This is a genomic window from Acidiphilium sp. 20-67-58 (genome assembly GCF_002255515.1).
Lineage (GTDB): Bacteria > Pseudomonadota > Alphaproteobacteria > Acetobacterales > Acetobacteraceae > Acidiphilium.
In genome coordinates, this window is sequence record NZ_NCAS01000004.1 from 1 (window position 1) to 17,433 (window position 17,433).

General features: G+C 63.9%; 16 protein-coding genes. 9 read left to right on the plus strand and 7 right to left on the minus strand.

What is annotated here, in order from left to right; genetic code table 11:
• Positions 1-258: 258 nt before the first annotated feature.
• Positions 259-1,620 carry a hypothetical protein gene (locus B7Z76_RS02580; RefSeq protein ID WP_291341961.1) on the minus strand — a complete coding sequence of 454 codons (1,362 nt, stop codon included), beginning with the start codon at positions 1,618-1,620 and terminating at the stop codon, positions 259-261.
• A 491-nt stretch (positions 1,621-2,111) separates the two neighbouring features.
• Here B7Z76_RS02580 and B7Z76_RS02585 point away from each other — a divergent pair, with 491 nt between their 5' ends.
• The 7 genes from B7Z76_RS02585 to B7Z76_RS02615 all read left to right on the plus strand — a co-directional run bounded on the left by B7Z76_RS02585 (position 2,112) and on the right by B7Z76_RS02615 (position 7,360).
• On the plus strand, positions 2,112-3,212 hold the full coding sequence (locus B7Z76_RS02585; RefSeq protein WP_236656265.1) for a sigma-54-dependent Fis family transcriptional regulator: 1,101 nt from the start codon (positions 2,112-2,114) through the stop codon (positions 3,210-3,212).
• A 228-nt stretch (positions 3,213-3,440) separates the two neighbouring features.
• Entirely contained in the window at positions 3,441-4,457 is a 1,017-nt protein-coding gene (locus tag B7Z76_RS02590; RefSeq protein ID WP_291341963.1) for a hypothetical protein, read from the plus strand.
• A 66-nt stretch (positions 4,458-4,523) separates the two neighbouring features.
• Positions 4,524-4,844: a hypothetical protein gene (locus B7Z76_RS02595; protein ID WP_174502834.1), complete on the plus strand. Its 321-nt coding sequence runs from the start codon at positions 4,524-4,526 to the stop codon at positions 4,842-4,844.
• Positions 4,845-4,900: 56 nt separating this feature from the next.
• The gene (locus tag B7Z76_RS02600) at positions 4,901-5,584 is read left to right on the plus strand and encodes a C39 family peptidase (RefSeq protein WP_291341964.1); all 684 of its coding nucleotides are present in this window, start codon (positions 4,901-4,903) and stop codon (positions 5,582-5,584) included.
• 28 nt (positions 5,585-5,612) lie between these two features.
• A complete protein-coding gene (locus tag B7Z76_RS02605; RefSeq protein WP_291341966.1) occupies positions 5,613-6,329 on the plus strand; it encodes a hypothetical protein in 717 nt (238 codons plus the stop codon).
• Positions 6,330-6,364: 35 nt separating this feature from the next.
• Positions 6,365-6,727, plus strand: a complete 363-nt coding sequence (locus tag B7Z76_RS02610; RefSeq protein WP_291341968.1) for a hypothetical protein — start codon at positions 6,365-6,367, stop codon at positions 6,725-6,727.
• Positions 6,728-6,817: 90 nt separating this feature from the next.
• Positions 6,818-7,360: a hypothetical protein gene (locus tag B7Z76_RS02615; protein ID WP_291341970.1), complete on the plus strand. Its 543-nt coding sequence runs from the start codon at positions 6,818-6,820 to the stop codon at positions 7,358-7,360.
• A 285-nt stretch (positions 7,361-7,645) separates the two neighbouring features.
• On the opposite strand, the gene B7Z76_RS02620 is transcribed toward B7Z76_RS02615, so the two are convergent.
• A complete protein-coding gene (locus B7Z76_RS02620; protein ID WP_291341972.1) occupies positions 7,646-9,118 on the minus strand; it encodes a hypothetical protein in 1,473 nt (490 codons plus the stop codon).
• Between the two features lie 377 nt (positions 9,119-9,495).
• Here B7Z76_RS02620 and B7Z76_RS02625 point away from each other — a divergent pair, with 377 nt between their 5' ends.
• Positions 9,496-10,692: an ROK family transcriptional regulator gene (locus B7Z76_RS02625; protein ID WP_174502828.1), complete on the plus strand. Its 1,197-nt coding sequence runs from the start codon at positions 9,496-9,498 to the stop codon at positions 10,690-10,692.
• Between the two features lie 348 nt (positions 10,693-11,040).
• Here B7Z76_RS02625 and hpnE read toward each other — a convergent pair whose 3' ends face one another.
• From hpnE to hpnA, 5 genes are read right to left on the minus strand one after another with little or no spacing between them, the layout of a single operon-like run.
• On the minus strand, positions 11,041-12,273 hold the full coding sequence (gene hpnE / locus B7Z76_RS02630) for a hydroxysqualene dehydroxylase HpnE (protein WP_291341974.1): 1,233 nt from the start codon (positions 12,271-12,273) through the stop codon (positions 11,041-11,043).
• Complete coding sequence (gene hpnD / locus B7Z76_RS02635) at positions 12,270-13,142, minus strand: presqualene diphosphate synthase HpnD (RefSeq protein ID WP_291341976.1); 873 nt, start codon at positions 13,140-13,142, stop codon at positions 12,270-12,272. Before hpnD ends, hpnE begins: the two co-directional genes overlap by 4 nt.
• 27 nt (positions 13,143-13,169) lie before the next feature.
• On the minus strand, positions 13,170-14,006 hold the full coding sequence (hpnC, locus tag B7Z76_RS02640; protein ID WP_174502825.1) for a squalene synthase HpnC: 837 nt from the start codon (positions 14,004-14,006) through the stop codon (positions 13,170-13,172).
• Entirely contained in the window at positions 14,003-15,130 is a 1,128-nt protein-coding gene (locus B7Z76_RS02645; protein ID WP_291341979.1) for a glycosyltransferase, read from the minus strand. Before B7Z76_RS02645 ends, hpnC begins: the two co-directional genes overlap by 4 nt.
• Positions 15,127-16,200, minus strand: a complete 1,074-nt coding sequence (gene hpnA, locus B7Z76_RS02650; protein WP_324482224.1) for a hopanoid-associated sugar epimerase — start codon at positions 16,198-16,200, stop codon at positions 15,127-15,129. Before hpnA ends, B7Z76_RS02645 begins: the two co-directional genes overlap by 4 nt.
• A 225-nt stretch (positions 16,201-16,425) precedes the next feature.
• Between hpnA and B7Z76_RS02655 the strand changes: the two genes are divergently transcribed.
• Positions 16,426-17,418, plus strand: a complete 993-nt coding sequence (locus B7Z76_RS02655; protein ID WP_174502822.1) for a lysylphosphatidylglycerol synthase domain-containing protein — start codon at positions 16,426-16,428, stop codon at positions 17,416-17,418.
• The last annotated feature ends 15 nt before the right edge of the window (positions 17,419-17,433 follow it).

The window sequence follows — 17,433 nt, forward strand, 5'->3', positions numbered from 1 at the left end:
TTTTCCACTCAGGTCTCCCACACCTTGCAAATCCCAATATTGCCCGCCGCTAAAACATCGCGGCAAGATCAGCGAAGTTCGCTTTTTCACAGGTGACTATCTACGCGGGCGCCGCTCTGGGTGCCGCTCTGTTGGCCTGCGCGTTTTTCGTGCTGACGCTGCTCAATCGTCGTACGTCATGGCTCGGTGAGTTCCGGCCATGACGCATGATCGCTTTCCGGATCCCGCCGGATCCGGAAAGCCCTTGCCGCGCCGTCTTTACGGGCGGATCGACGCTACCGAGACGCTGTTCTGAATGATGGAGTTTGCACCGGCATTCTGTGCAGCCATCAGAACGCCGCTGGTCCCGTTAAAGGACTGGTCCATCGACACCCCGTTCGTCTGGTCAATTGAAGACGCGTAATTGCCTCTGACCGATGCCTGGTTGAACGACGCCGCCGCGGTCATGGCAAGCATCTGGGTGTTGGCCTTCTGCATGCCGATGGAGCTGACCGACGTTGCGTTCTGCACGATCGAATTCGATCCGGTGTTTTGTGCAATGCTCAACACGCCGGTGGAGTGATCCATGCTGTTCTGCACTGTCGAGGTTGTGGGTGTGTCGATGCTGTAGGACGTATTTCGCCGGGCATGCGCCGAGTTCCGTGCGCTTGCCGCGGCCGCCGCGGCGCCGATCGATCCCTTGGTTTGAAGCGCCGCCACGGTCGTCGCTGTCTGGACCGTGCTGTTCGCACCGCCGTTCTGGTTGATGGAGAAGATACCGACATCGTTGTTGAACGACTGGCTGACGGTGGCAAAGGGATCGCTGCCCTGTGCGGTGAGGCCGTAACTAGCCGGCGTCCCTCCGCTTTGAGTATTCGAACCCGTTCCGGTCCCCGACCCGGTTCCGCCGCTGGAACCCGTTCCGGTCCCCGACCCGGTTCCGCCGCTGGAACCCGTGCTGGTCCCCGACCCGGTTCCGCCGCTGGAGCCCGTTCCGGTCCCCGACCCGGTGCCGCCGCTGGAACCCGTGCCGGTCCCCGATCCAGTTCCGCCGCTGGAACCCGTTCCGGTCCCCGATCCGGTTCCGCCGCTGGAACCCGTGCTGGTCCCTGATCCGGTTCCACCGCCGGTTCCTGTGCCGGTCCCTGACCCGGTTCCGCCGCTGGAACCTGTGCCGGTCCCTGAACCGCCATTATTTCCCGGCTGCCCGCCGGAGGATGCCGGGTTTGCCTGTCCATATCCGGGGTAATCGTGATTGCCGGCTGCAATCGCCATGTTGCTGGCCGCGCCGATCACCACCCCATGCCCGCCGATCGTCGGTCCGACGCAGATTCCGCAGGACGTGATGTATGCGAGCGAGACCGCATTCTGCAGCACGCTGTTCGCACCGGCATTCTGGCTGCTGGTTCCAATCCCCGCGCTCTCGTTGAACGATCGGCTCGACACAGCAGAGGCGATGAAATGCCACTGTCCGGCGATATTGACGCCACCATCATTCGAGAAATTATGGATCGAGCGCGCGTTATTCTGAGATGCGGCAAGACTTATATAATTCTCGATCGACTGATTCCCGGCGTGCGCAGCAACGCTGAAAATCAAGGCCGACGATATCCCAAATAGAATTCTTGTTTTTTGTTTCATTGTTTGCCTCGCCCTGTCTTGATCTGCACTCGGCAGATACGGATAAAAATTGAGATTTCTGTTCTAAAATTTCCCTAAGCAATTTTGATGCCATCTCGATAATTAAACAACATATTGATTTAAGTTAATTTTCAGCGGGAAGGCCGGTGTTTCCTGGCGCCGCGTATGGTGAAATTCGACACCATTGCGGCGTCACGACAACGTAACACAACTTTCGATTGTGTTATTTTCCGGATGTTTCGGGAAAGTTATATTCCTAAAAAAATATGAAAATACGTCCGAATTCTACTCAAAGTTATCTCTTAATTTGTCACACACGTATAAAATGTGTTGCGTCATCAGTGACGCGTAATTATTAAGACGAGGACAGGATTAAACATAAATTTTGGGACCGGAGAATCTTTTTAATGATACGCACGGGATACTCTGAGAGATCTCCGGCCGCTGCCTATCGTGGGTCCTTTCCCTCCAGCACGAGCGGGCGCAGCGATGTGCAGAGAGAAATCGACGAGGCCAAGATCGCCGCGGTGCTCCAGTCTGGCTCCGAGCGGTGCATCGTCGGCGACAGCCCGCAAATTCGCACGATATTCAACCTGATCCGCAAATATGCGTCGAGCGATGCGCCGGTTCTGATCACCGGCGAGACAGGGACCGGCAAGGAGCTGATCGCGCACGCGATCCACGATCGCTCACCGCGGGCACACGGTCCGTTTCGTGTGATCAACTGCGCCGCGATCCCGCCGACGCTGATCGCGTCGGAACTGTTCGGCTATGAAAAGGGTGCGTTCACCGGCGCGGTGAGCCGCAAGAAAGGCATTATCGAGGCGGCGCAGGGCGGCACGCTGTTTCTCGACGAGGTTGGTCATCTGCCGGCGGACATGCAGGGATATCTCCTGCGCGTTCTTCAGGAAAAGACGATCCAGCTGGTCGGCGGGGTCGATCAGATCCCGGTTGATGTACGAATCGTCTCGGCGACCAATGTGGATTTCGCCAGCCTGATCGAAGCGGGCACGTTCCGAAGCGATCTTTTCTTCCGCCTCAAGGTGCTGACGATCCACAGCCCGCCGCTGCGTGAGCGTGGGCATGACATCCTCACGCTCGCGCTATTTTTCCTGCGCAAGTTTGCCGCGGAAATGGGGCGGGACGAGATGAATTTCACCGAGGCGGCGCAGCGTCGCCTCCTGTCCTACGGCTGGCCCGGCAACATTCGCGAATTGATGGCTGCGATCCAGCGGGCGGTTGTGGTCTGCGACGATGACGTGATCGATGTCGGTGATCTGGAGGACGGCTTCGTTCCGGATCTGGTCGCGGCACCCGCGCCCATCCAGCCGCCGAGCCCGGCAAATGACACGGTGCGGCGGCCTCGTGCGGATCGACGCCGTTCAAATACCGAGCGGCGCAGCGAGCTGGTCGACATGATCCGCCGCTGCGGCGGCAACCTGACCGAAGCTGCAGAGAATCTCGGCATTTCCAGAATGACGATCTACCGCCTGATCGAGAGGTTCAAGCTCGATCAGACAATCCAGGACATTCGTAACGAATGCCGCCAGTACGATCATGACTGTTACGCCGACCCGACACCAAAGACGTAACTCAATACGTAACATTCCAGCCAAGATAATTGTATTCACGTTTAAATATACTTTAAAAAATCTAAAAATCATTGAAAACAAATAAAATAAAAAAGCAAATAACCTTGGCACGATGGTTGCTAGATAAAAAATACAGGCTGAATGAAAAATCAGTTTGTAATGAATGTAACAAGGGCTTCGTCAAAGAAAATGGCGTGGCCAACCCTTAGGGAAGTGGAGATTATTGTCATGCGTAAAATTCTTCTGATGGGCGCGGCCCTTTCCATCATTGCAGCGACCCCGGTTATTGCTTTCGCCCGCAATGGTGACGATGGCGGCTCGGGTCATAACGGCAAGAATGGTGGTCATTCCACCAAGTCGATGACCATCGATGCGTATGTTGCCCTGGCGGCCGCCGGCAATTCCGGCAACGTTGGCGGCAACGAAGCCAACATGCACCGCCAGACCAGCTCGGCTAATCTGAGCAATTCCTACAACTCGGGCACCAAGGGTGTCTCGAACCAGGCTCAGAACGCGGGTGCCAACAGCCAGCTGCAGAACACCCTGGCCCTTGCTTATGTGCACAACCCGTCGAACCGGAGCCACACGATTGGTGGCGGCCTTGCGGTTGCGCTCGCCGGCAATAACGGCGGCGTGATGGGCAACGAGGACGAGGTTGGCCCGCGCAGTGGCTGGGACAATGACGACGGCACGGTGACCCAGTCCGCCACGGTCAGCAACTCGTACCAGGGCTTCAATGGCGTCGGCCAGCTGAACCAGAATGCCGGCAACAACAGCCTGCTGCAGAACTCCGCGGCTGTTGCGGCGGTTAGCCCGATCAACGGCACCGAAGGCACGCTGGCCGGCTCGCTCGCCGCCTCGGGCAACAGCGGCTACGTTGCGGGCAATTATGCCCGTGAACACAGCAGCAACGCGTCGTCGACGATCGATAATGGTTCGTTCAACAACGCCAATGGCGTGATCAACGTCAACCAGAACTCCGGCGCAAACAGCCTGATGCAGAACTCGACCGCTGTCGGCACGGTGAAGCTGACCGCCGCGAGCAGCAACACGCTGGCCGGTGCGGTTGCCGTCGCGGTGCAGGGTGGCGGCGTCTATTGCAACACCGCGAACCTCGCGAACGGTTCGGCGAAGGTGAACATGGACAGCTCCTTCAACGGTGCGCAGGGCGTGCTCCAGGCCTCGCAGAATGCCGGCGCCAACAGCCTGATCCAGAACTCCGTTTCGGTGGCTGCGGTTCGCTAATACCGCCTGTCAGCCTGGCGTGCACATCCTGCGGGTGTGCACGCATTTTCCTCAGGAGCGGCGTCCATGGCAAAAACAATCAAAGCATTTTGCATCATCTCGATGGCGGTGTTCGCACTTCCGGTTGCCGGATATGCAGCTGGCGGCGGCAATCTGTTCGGCACCCCGGTGTCCACCTCGGCGCTGGCGGCCTCGCATGGTCGGGACATTCCGGCGAGCCAGCTTTCGGCAACGTCCTTCGGTAACACCGCGTCCGGCACCACCGGCACGATTTCCAACACGAATTCGGTTTCCGGCAATCAGGGGCTGACCACGGTCATCCAGAATACCGGCAACAACGCGCTGTTCCAGACCTCGACGGTCGTGAACATCACGCTCAATCACTGAGCTGCGGTCGGGGGCGAGGCGCGATGTCAGGGACGTTTGTCAGGTTTGCCGGAACCGTGGCGTTGATTGCGGCGTCCTGCCTTGCATCCGTGCAGGCCAGGGCTGATGCCTTGCAGTTTGCCCTGCCCAACACCGCGATCAGCGGCACACATATGCAAGTGCGCAGCTGGCAGGACATGAAATTCACCAGCACGGTGCATCAGAAATACGATTTTTCCTGCGGCTCCGCGGCGCTCGCGACATTGCTGACTTATGTCTATGACGTGCCGGTCACCGAGGAATCGGTTTTCAAAAGCATGTATCGGCATGGCGACCAGGCGAAGATCCGCCGGCTCGGCTTTTCCCTGCTCGACATGAAAAACTATCTCGCAAGGCATCACATTCCATCGAACGGGTTCAAGGCAAGCCTTGCGAAATTGAGCCAGATTCGGGTGCCGGCGATCGTTCTGATCGACTATCACGGCTACCATCATTTCGTTCTCGTCCGCGGGGTGAGCAACGGCGAAGTGCTGATCTCCGATCCCAGCCTTGGCCTGCGGGCAGAACCGGTCGCCACCTTCGCGAAACAGTGGAGTGGCATTTTCTTTGCCATCACCTCCGATCTGTCGCAGGCGAGGCTCGCCTTTAATAATCCGACGGTCTGGCAGGCTGTGCCGCAGCCGCCGGTCTCCCTGGCTCACTTCCAGCTTCGCGATCTCGGACTGCCGGCCAACGGCTGGCAGCTGCAAAATACATTCTAGGGAAATGGTGCGCGTCATGTCACGCTCGATGCTGATCATGCTTCTGGGTACCGCCAGTCTCCTGCCTCTCGCTCCCGGCCGGGCATCGGCCGCGGACAGTCCGTCCGGCGGGGTCTCGCCGGGTATTGCCGCTTCCACCAGCGCCGCCGCTTTTCCCTCGCGCGGCATGGCCATTGTGCCGGATACGGCGCTTGCCGGCATGCGCGGCGGGTTTTCGCTGCCCAATGATCGCGGTATCGGGATCGATTTCGGCTTTTCGATCCAGACGCTGGTCAACGGCCAAGCTGTGCAGACCCTTTCAGGCGACATCAATCACCTGACCCAGCAGATTTCGCCGGCCTTCCGCCAGGTTGCGCCCGACACAGTCAGCAGCGCCCTGAACGGGCAGAGTTTCTCCGCCACGTCCCAGACCCCGCTGCCGGTTTCCTCGTTCAGCGATGTCAGGAATAAGGCCAACCCGTCCGGCGTGATCAATACGCAGAGTTCGACGCCGACGGGCACGACCTTCACCAGCCTCGTTCCGCAGGCGGGCGGCAACGGCGGTGGGGTATCGGGTCAGCAGCTTTATACGACGATTGCCAATACGGTCGGCTCCGCTGGAATGTCGACGCTGATCCAGAACCCGGTGAATGGCCAGATCATCCAGCAAACCCGCACGCTCAACATCGACATCAGCGGGATGCAGACCCAACTCGTGAACGCTGCCCAGTCCAACCATGTGATACAGTCCCTGTTGCCACGGTGAGATGGAATTCGATGATGCAAAAAGTGCATAGAGACGTGAGTCCGCTCCGCCGAGCACCGGGCAATTCGCCTTCCTTGCGCCTCCTGCTCGGGCTGGCGGTCGCCCTCGGCGCGCTGGCCCCCGGGCTTGCGCGGGCGCAGGGGATCGATCGGATAGGGCGGCCCGCCGGTCATATCGAGCTCGTCACCATCCAGAAGATCGGCCTGCCGCTGTCACCGCTCTCGGTTCAGCAGATGTCCTCGGCCACGGCGCAAGGTATTCCGTCGGTCGCCCCGTCGCTCTCGCCGCAATCGAAGGGTGGCAACGCCGTCCTGCTGTGGGACGAAGTGGGGCCAGGTCGGATATCCGCGCCGAATCCCGCATCTTCTGGCAATGTCAGCCTGAATATTGTCCACTGAATTCCGGCGCCGGAGGCGACGGGAGTGCGAGCGGATGCGTTCGCTGCTCAACGATAACCTGCCGGATCTGATACCGGAATGAGAGTGAAGATGTTTCAAGCGGAACGTGGTCTCAGCACTTCCTGTCTCCCGCGCCTGCCGGGCTTGCGCCATGTCGTATGGCTTATCCCTGCTCTGGCGCTGGGCGGCTGCATGTCGGGCCATGGCCTGCAAACCGGCGGGCAGCCTGCGCCCTCGCATGCCGCAACATCCGCAAGCGCGGTAGCACCAGCATCCGGTCCCGGCCTTGGGAACGGCTATTCGAATTACGGGCAGCCTCTGACGAAAGTCGGCTTCCTGCATCTGACCCTGGGCAACACACTGTATCGGCCGCTCGCGGATGGCGGGCGAACCTCGATCTATGTCGCGCCAGGTGGCCAACTCACCATGCGGCTGGTCGGCGCTGATGGTCGTGTCGTCGATGAGGCGGGCGTCCAGTCGGTCAATTCAAAGGATGCGTGCTGGAGCCTGAAAGGCAAGCAGCAGCCGTTGTGCTTTTCACCCTACTGGAACGGCCGTCTGATGACACTGCGATTTGTCGACGCGCACGTCCTGCCGGCGCAGTTTCTGGTGGAGCGCGGCCAGCATCTGTAAGGCGTCGGGCTGGATTTCGACGGCAGGCATTCCAGCCCCTCCGGCGTCGATCGGCTTGGCGCCGGTTCGGGACGACATACCGGCAGTCCTGTAGCGCAGCGCGGTCCAGAACATCATCCGATCAGATCGGGTCATGAAACCGGGTAGAAACACTCTCGATATCAACAGCATGTGGAGCATGGCATCCGATCCGATGGGATCGATACATGCTCTGTCGCGAACCGCATCCAGCGCAAAAAAAACGCCCGGGCGGTTGGCCCGGGCGCGTCGTGTTCGCCGGAAACCTCAGAAATTATATTCGAGGTAGAAGCGGCTGCTGAAGTAGGGGTTGTTGTAACGCGCGGTTCCCGTATAGCCCGCCCGGTTTTCCGCGACGGTCACGTCGGTATCTTCCGCCACCGAGAGCCCCTTGAGGATCGAGGACAGATCGTACGACGCATTCGCGTCCAGCGCCCAGAGCTGCTGGTTCGGGATGTAGTTGGCATTCGGGAAGCTGTAGGGGCCAGCATAGCTCGTATAGTTTTGTGCATCGCCGCCATAGCCGTAGCGGACGAGGTAGCGCACATACGTAACGCCAACCTTCAGCTTCTTGTTGAGGAAGTCGTAGTTGGTCGTCACACCATACGCATAGCCCGGCCCGAGATTCGGAACGCCGTTCTGCATCGTGTCGGTGAAGCTCGTGCCGGTATTGTCGTTATACGGGTGGAGCACGCCGCCATGATGGAACGAGTTGTACTCGGTCGGCGCATAGTTGCCGATCAGCGCGATGCTGCCATCACCGAACGAATAGCCGAGCTTGGCGCCGTACACATGCGCATTGATCGAGTTCGAGCTGTTGCTGGTGAACGCCATGATTCTCGAAGCATTGCCAGCCGAGTTGCCTTCGGTCAGCGCCTGCACCGAGCCGAAAATGGCCTGGCCGTTGGCCAGCGGTTGGACGAGGTCGAGCTGCCCATAGACGAGCTGCGCGTACTGGTAGAAATCGTAATACCATGCCTGCGCCGTCAGCTGGGTCGAGCCGACATCGCCATGATACCGCGCGCCGATCGCGATGAAGCCGTTGGTCGGCTTGGTGCCGGAATAGCGGTTGTTGGCGACAAAGGAGCTGGAATAGCGGCTTTCATAGGTGAACATCCGCGTCATGAAGACGCTGAACGCCGCCGGATCGCCATCGAGGCTCAGCGCCCCGGCATCGACCTTGTTAGAACCATCGCCAAGCACGTTCACGACACCGGCAACGCCCATGAAGGCGCGGGGGTTGAACGTGTAGTAATCTTGGTTCGCATAGGGCGTCTGGATCAGCTGACGGCCGAAGCGGATTTCCACTTTCGGCGTCTGATACTGCAGATAGGCCTGGCGAAACGACTGGATGCCGTAATGCGAGCCGGTGAGTTCACCGTCATAATGCACCCGGTCGCTGGCGTTGTTCTTGCTGTAGAGGCCGAGCGACTGCGCGGTGTAACCGCCGAGGCCGACGCTGAACCCGTCGAACGAGCCGGTATGGGCGATCAGATGCCCGCCGATCGCGAAGGAGTGCGTGCTCTTGCTCGAATGACCGTTATTGCCATAGTCGAAGTGGATCGCGCCGACCATGCCCTGGAATGTGGTCTGCCGCAGCGCGTCGCCGAGGCTTTGCGCGTGCGCCAGCGGTGCGAGACCGAAAAGGCTGATCACGCCCGCGGCGCATGCGGCGTGGCGCAGCTTCCGCGTCGCAGACCGGGCCGGGGCGTTGCCCGCCTGGTTGCCGATGTTTCGCATTATGGTTGGACCTCCATGTTGAAAGATTTTTTTGCTGGCGAAATCCGCGCCGTGCGCGCGGATCCGGCCCGCCGCTTCGCCATCTGCGGCGGGTGGACGGTGGCGATGGCCGCGCCAGGCCATGCCGCGTGGAATACGCGCTGAGGCTGTGCCGCGCGCAGGTCTCCGCAAACCCGATGCTGTCGTTCAATTGCCGCAACCGGCATCGTTCCGTCCCTGTCTGTTCTCCGTGCGGTGCGCTCTGACTGTCGCTTGCACGAATTATTTTTACTCTTTAAGAAACCAGTAGAGAGGAGCGTTTTCAATGTCAAGAAAGATTCATGGTGTCGGTTTCGAGCCCGGCGGGGCGCGATGATCCGGCCGCCAGGGGAGGGGGAATGACCCGGGCGCGCGTGAATTCGGCACTGGTCCGGCGCATCAACTCGGCGCGGCTGTTCCACATGATCCGGCAGAATCCGGGCATCTCGCAGCAGAAGCTCTCGCAGATTTCGGGTATCGATCCCGCGACCATCTCAATCATCATCAGCAATCTCGAATCCGGCGGCATCGTCCGTCGCGACACCGAGGCGCCGACCGGGCGCGCCGGTCGGCCGACCACGGCGCTCAGCCTCGATCCCCGTGCCGGCTATCTCGCCGGCATCGGCGTCGAGCCCGATGCCATCCGCATCCTGATCTCGACGATCGACGGCGCTGCCTGCAGCGATCTCGTCGTGCCCGGCAGCACCTCTCCCGAGGATGCGATCACCGCCGTGCGGGGCGGCATAACCGCCGCCCTGCGCTCGCTGCGGGCGCCGCGCAGCACGCTGCTCGCCGTCGGCGTTGCGGTACCGGCGCTGGTTACCACCGGCGGCCGTGTCGTGTTCGCCCCGAATATCGGCTGGCGCGACCTCGATCTGGCCGGCACGCTCACGGCACGGATCAAAGTCCCCGTCCGCGTCGAAAACGACGTCAAGGCCGCGGCCCTTGCCGAGCATCTGTTCGGTGCCAGCCGCGACATTGCCGATTTCATCTATGTGATGGGCCGATCCGGCATCGGCGGCGGCCTCTACCTGATGGGCGAGCTCTATCGCGGCCCGCACGGGCTCGCCGGTGAAATCGGCCACATGAAAATCGTTCCCGGCGGGCGTCCGTGCGGCTGCGGCGGGCGTGGCTGCTTCGAGGCCTATGTGTCCGAACGCGCGATCCTGGGCGATCTTGCCGCCCGCGGCCATCGCGCGGCCGATGTCGCGGCGGCGCGCCAGGCCTGCGAGGCCGGCGATGCGGTGGCGCGGTCGGTCATGGCCGAAGCCGGCCGTCATCTCGGCCTTGGCCTTGCGAACCTGATCAATATCATCAGCCCGCGCCGGATCGTGCTCGGGGGCAGCCTCGCGCAGCTCGCGCCATTCCTGCTGCCCGCGGCGATGGAAACCCTGGAAGCCAACGCACTCGCCGCGATCTACCGCGATGTCGAGATCGTCGTGTCCGAAATGAGCGCCACCGCGGCGTCGATGGGCGGCATCGCGCTGGCGCTGCAGCAGTTTCTCGATGATCCGCCGGTTCGCCTCGATCGCGCGCGACCCATGATCGCGTCGTGAACGATCGCCCGGATAATCAGTCATGCCGCACGCGCGCATGCCGTTTCCCGTTGCCTCCCGATACCGGCGCCATTCTTGTGCGCCGTGACTCTTACAAATTACTGTCAAGCATTCCGGTTAAGTCACCGACGGTCAAGCAAAAATAGCCGGATTACCGGGGCGGCGAACTAACCCGCGACCAGTGTTGCAGATTTGCAAAGCTCCCGGTGCGCCAGGAGTTCGTTGATAAAACGCATCGAATAAGTCTAAATCTCTGATTTTTCGCTTGAAACGGAATGTTGCTGCATTGCAACGCGAAGCACGCGCCCGCCAGCACCTTTCGGGTTTCCACAAACCCGAAAGGTGCGGTCAGCTCTCTTGCGCGGCCGACTCGCCCGACCGGATCGCCCCTTCGATGGTCGAGGGCAAGCCTGTCGCGGTATAGTCGCCGGCGAGTTTCAGGTTAGCGAGTGCGGTGCGTGTGCCGGGCCGCCGGGCAAGCTGCGCCGGCGTTGCGGCAAAGGTCGCGCGTTTTTCCTTTACCACCCGATAGGGCGGCATTGTCCGCGGCAGCCCGAAACCACGCCGGAGATCAGCCCAGACCTCGGCGGCGAGTTCGTCCGTGTCCTGCCCGAGCCGGTCATTGGCCGCGCTGATCGTGACCGACACGACCTCCGATTTCTCGAACACCCATTCAGCGGTGCCGCCGATCAGCCCGTAGAACCCGGCCGGCCCCGGAGCGATTCCAGCGCGGAAATGCAGGTTGACGATCGCCTCGTGCATCTGCGGCACCGCGAGCCCGGGCAGCAGTTCGGCCGCGACCCAGGGCGGCGTCGCCAGTATGACCGCATCCTCCACGCCGATGATCTCATCGACATTCGGGCCGGCGAGGCCGCTCACCCGCCCATCCGCCATCGTCAGCCCGGCAATGCGCGCGCCGAACCGCAATTCGGCACCGCGTGCGCGCAGATAGGCGAGGGCGGGATCGACGAAGCTCTCCGAAAGCCCGACCTCCGGCATGCGCGGCATGGTCGCCGCACCGCCGCGCGCGAGGCTCTCCCGCACCACGGCCGCGAGCGGTGCTGCGGAGGCGATGTCCGGTTTGGTATTGAGGGCGGCGATCGCCAGCGGTTCGAGCAGCCGTTCATACAGCGTGCCGAGTCCGCCCAGCATTCCGGCGACGAGGTCATCTTGTCCGGCACGCTCCAGCCGGCGGAGTGCGAGATAGTCAAGCGGATTCGTCCCCGGCACCCGCCAGTCCCGGCGCAGCACCCACCAGGGCAGCTTTCCGTGGTTCAGCCGTAGCGTCCAGGCCTGGCCCGAGGCGAGATCGATGAACGGAAACAGCGGCCGGTCCGGCCCGGTCAACGTGTCCTCCGCGCCGATCCGGCGCAGATAGGCCATGGTGTTGCGGTTGCCCGACAGCAGCAGGTGATTACCGTTGTCGATCCGGCAGCCGAGGGCGGCGTCGTCATAGGAGCGGCAGCGCCCCCCCGCCCATTTCGCCGCCTCGTAGAGCACGACCTGCCGTCCCTGCGCGGCAAGGGCGGTCGCGGCGGACAGTCCTGCCATGCCGGCGCCGATCACATGGACGCGGCTCATCGTCGCCGGTCGGTCCGGATGATAAGCTCGGCGGCAAGGCGCAGCTTGCGCCAGGCGGGCAGGCTCGGCCGACGCTCGGGATGGGCGAAGCCCGACAAGCGCATCACGCCGAGCAGCGGCCGATAGGCGTCCGCCATCATGCGCGCCGGCAGCACCGCGCGGCGATCGCAGCCGCGCATCGCGGCCTCGGCCTCGGCGAAATGCTGCTCCGCCAGCCCGGCGATCTTGGCCATCGCCCGCTTCAGTCCCGGATCGGCCAGCAGCGTTGCCGGATCGGCGGCCGCCCCCGCGGCCTCCAGCGCCTCGCGCGGCAGATAGATCCGTCCCCGCGCGGCATCCTCGCCGACATCGCGCAGGATGTTGGTCAGTTGCAGGGCCCGGCCGAGATGATGCGCGACCCTGTCGCCCTGGGCCGAAACCTCGCCGAACACCCGGATCGACAGCCGCCCCACCGCCGAAGCCACGCGGTCGCAATAAAGATCGAGCATGGCCATGTCGGGTGCGATGATCGGCGCGCCGGCATCCATCTCCATCCCGTCGATGATCGCGTGGAAATCCTCCCGCCGCAGCGCGTAGCGCAGCGAGGCATCGCGCAGCAGGCGGGTGACCGCGTCATCCCCGCCCTCCGGTAGCGCGTCGATCCGCCGGCGCCAGGCATCCAGCCCGTCGCGCTTTGTGGCGAGCGGCGCCTCCTCGTCGGCGATGTCGTCCACCACCCGGCAGAAGGTGTAGATCGCATACATCGCGGTGCGGCGCGGCGCCGGCAGCACGCTCATGCCACGATAGAACGAGGTGCCGGCGGCGCGCGTGGCGGCGGCAACGGTCGCGGCATCCTCGGCGAAAAGAGTGGGATCGGGCGTCATCAACATCACAGAAGCAACATCACACAAGCAATATCATACAAGCCTGGCCAGCCCGGCGAGCACGGCGCCCGCGGCATCGCGCCGGAGCAGCTTCACCCGCCCGGCCAGCGGGTCTTCATTCGATAGCCGGCGATGCAGCCGGCGGGCGAGGCCGACGATGATCGCGGTCTCGATCCGCAGCCCGCGCGCCATCACGAAGCCCGGCAGATGCGCCGCCTTCGCGTTCAGCTCCGCCGTCCTTTGCAGCATCGCGTCGAACACCGAGCGCAGCGCCGGCGGTGTCGCCGCGGCGGTGACGGCATCCGGCCCGAGCCCGACCGCCTGCAACCAGTCGCCCGGGATGTATGACCGGTCGAGAGCGTTGAAATCCTTCGCGCAATCCTGAAGGTGGTTGAGCACCTGCAGGCTGGCGCACAGCGCATCGGAGGCCGGCCAGCTCTGCCTTCCCTCGCCGTGCAGGTCGAGCACGTAGCGGCCGACAGGTGCCGCCGAGTATCGGCAATACTGCATCAGCTCGTCCCAGCTCGCATAGCGCGTCTTGGTTGCATCCTGCCGGAACGCGACCAGCAATTCGCGGGCATGGACGGAATCGACCTTTGTCGCCGCCAGGCTCTCGCGCAGCCGCGCGGCCGAGGGGGAACGCGCCGGATCGTCGCCATCCAGCACCGCCTCCATCGCGTCGAGCCGGGCGATCTTTTCCGCCGGCGCCAGATCGGGATGATCGGCGATGTCGTCGGCATTGCGGGCGAAGGCGTAATAGGCATGCACATGCCGGCGCAGCCCGGCGCGGATCAGCCAGGAGCCGACCGGAAAATTCTCATCGCCCCGGTCCTTGCCCGACGCCTGCTCGATGCTCGCGGCTTCACTCATCCGCCGGTACCGTAATCGCGGTTCTTCCAGGCCGCGCCGGTGCCCCGCCAGTATCGCAGGGCAGAAGCGAACGTCGCCTCCATATAGACCAGCGCGATCAGCGGCAGCGCCAGCGCCCAGTACCAGCCGCGGCCGTAGCGCCGCAGCGTCGGCTGGTAGCTCAGCACCGCGAGCAGGGAGGCGATCAGCCCGCACAGCGCAGCGTCTTCGTCACCGGAGAAAAGCGCGATCGGCGGCACGAGCCACACGATCGCGAGGCCCACCAGCGTCAAGGCGAGCAGCAGCGCAGAATAGCGCAACTGGGTGAAGGCGGTGCGCGAGATCATCGCCCGGATATCGGCAAGCCGCCGATAGGGGCGGATCGAGCGGGCGAGGCCGGAATGCCCGAGGAACACGGCACCGCCGCGCTTGATCCGGCTCGCCAGTGTCACGTCGTCGATCAGCGCGCCGCGCATCTGCGTGAGGCCGCCGGCCCGCTCCAGCGCATCGCGCCGGATCAGCACCGTGCCGCCGGCCGCCGCGGCGGTGCCATCGAGCGGGTCGTTCACCCGTGCAAACGGGTAGAGCATCTGGAAGAAATACACGAAGGCGGGAACCAGCGCGCGCTCGGCCGCGCTCTCGCAGTTCAGCCGCACCATTTCGGAGACCATGTCGAGCCGCGCGCCGCGCTCCGGCCTTGCCAGCCGGGCCACCAGCGTCGCGAGGTGCCGCGGATCGTGAACGATATCGGCATCGGTGAACAGCAATACCGGCGCCGTGCCTTGCGCCACGCCTTGCTCCAGCGCCCAGAGCTTGCCCGACCAGCCGGCCGGCTTGTCGCCGCCGCGCAGCAGCACGAAACGCTGATCGCCCTCGGCCGCCCGCGCGGCGATGTCGCCGGTGCCATCGGTGCTGCCGTCATCCACCAGGATCACCCGGAATTTCCCGTCATACTCCTGCGCGAGCAGCGAGCGCACCACCGGCGCGATGGTCTCCGCCTCGTCGCGCGCTGGCACGACGATGTCCACCGGCACCGTTGCCGCCGGAAGCGCTGGGGCGAGTTCCGGCCCGCTCTGCCAGAACTGCCCATGCAGCAGATAGAGATAGATCCACGCCAGCAGCGCCAGCACCGCAACGAAGGTCATGAAGCCGCTCCCGCGGGGTCGAAGGCGAGGCTCGGCAGCTTGCCGCGCCGGCAGAAATCGGCCAGCGCATCGCGCATTGCCGCCTCTGCCGGGCGGGCGCGATAGCCAAGCTCCCGCCGTGCCTTGTCCGAAGAATAGAACATCCGCTTGCGCGCCATCGTCAGCATGTCGCGTGTCATCAGCGGCTCGTGGCCCGAGATCCGCGCCCAGGCCTCCATGAGGGCGGCGACCGGCATCAGCGGGCCGATCGGCAGCTTCACCCGTGGCGGCGGCTTGCCGGCCAACCGGGTGATCATCCGCCCGATCTCGGAGAGCATCAGGTTCTCGCCGCCGAGGATATAGCTCTCGCCGCGCCGCCCATGCGCCAGCGCGAGCAGATGGCCCTCGGCCACATCATCCACATGCACGATGTTCATCCCGGTCTCGACATAGGCCGGCATGTGGCCCCGCGCCGCGTCCAGCACCATGCGGCCGGTCGGGGTCGGCTTGATGTCGCCCGGCCCGACCGGGGCGGCCGGGTTGACGATGACGATATCCAGCCCTTCGCCGACGAGACGCTTCACCGCCAGCTCGGCCTCGTATTTCGAGCGTTTGTAGGGGCCGACATGATCCTCCGCCGCATGCGGCGTCGCCTCGTCGGCCGGGCTGCCATCCTTGGTCAGGCCAAGTGCGGCGACGCTGCTGGTATAGACCATGCGACCCGCCCCGGCAGCTTGCGCCGCGCGGAACAGGGCAATGGTACCGTCGATGTTCACCGCCCGCATCGCCGCCGGATCGGGTACGTAGAGACGATAGTCCGCGGCCACGTGAAACACGTGCGCGCAGCCCTCGACCGCCCGGGCGAGCGACGCTGGATCGGTGAGGTCGCCGACCACTCGTTCGCCTGGCACCTCCGCGAGGTTGCTCATGTCGCTGGACGCGCGATGCAGCAGCCGCAGCCGGGTCCCCTGTCGCGCCAGCGCCCGCGCCACGGCCGCGCCGACGAAGCCGGTCGCGCCGGTCACCAGAACCGGCCGGTCGTCGGCGGGGCGGGCAGAAGCTGCGGAAGGGAAGGAAGAATCGTTGCTCATGCCTGCCATCAAGAAAGCCTACCAAGGCCATACTTGATCGGCCGCGCCGAAGCAAAGTGCCGCTCGCAACGACAGACGATACCCCAAACCGCAACAATCTGCTAAGGGGGCGCGATTGGGCGGTCCACGAGCCGCCGCCACCTGCCGATTTTTATCCCGCCGGGAGTGCGAGAAACCAGTGCTGCGATCACCATCTGCCCAGCCTTCCATGCGGAGCCCGCGCGCGTGATCCGCCGCCTTGGCATCTGGCCCACGGTCTTTGGCCTGGTCGGGCTGCTGCTGTTCACCGGCACCATCGCCTGGTTCGGTTGGGGCGATGTGGCCCACGCGCTCGAACGGGTCAGCCTCTCGGGCTTCGCCGCCTATCTCGGGGTGCAGATGGTGATCATCGCCGGGCTGGCCGTGGCCTGGCGCCTGTTGCTGCGCCGCCGCCACGGCGGCAGCTTTCTCCTGCTCTACTGGGGCCGGATGGTGCGGGACTCGGCCGGCGAATTCCTGCCCTTCTCGCATGTCGGCGGCTTCGTGATCGGCGGCCGGGCGATCGCCCTCGGCGGCGTTGCCTTCGCCGACGCGGCGGCCTCGACCCTGGCGGACGTGACGCTGGAATTCCTCGCCGAGCTGGTGTTCGTCGCCATCGGCGTGGTCCTGCTGATCGCGCTGGTGCCGCACAGCGACCTCGTATGGCCGATGAGCATCGGGCTCGGCGTCGCGTTCGCCGCCGGCGCGATCTTCCTGCTGATGCAGAAGGGCATGAGCCGCCTGTTCCGTGGCCTCGCGATGCGGATTGCCGGCCAGTCCGCCGATGCCGCTTCCATCGGGATCGGTCGGCTGCAAGCGGCGCTGGATGCGATCTATGCCCGCCGCCGCCGCCTGGTCGCCGCCTCGTCGATGCACCTGCTGTGCTGGTTCGGCACCGGCATCGCCTCCTTCGTCGCCTTCCGCGCCCTCGGCCAGAACATCTCCCTCCGCGATGCCCTCGTGATCGAGGCGCTGCTGCACGCGATCCTCTCGACCGGTTTCTTCATCCCCGGCCGCCTCGGCGTGCAGGAAGCGGCCTACACGCTGCTCGGCGCCGTGTTCGGCATCCCGCCGGACATCGCGCTCTCGGTCTCGCTGCTGCGGCGCGCGCGCGACCTCGTCATCGCGGTGCCCGTCCTGCTCGCCTGGCAGGGGATCGAAGCACGCCGGCTGCAACCGGTCTCCGGCGAACTGCGCTGACCGGCGGGCTTGTCC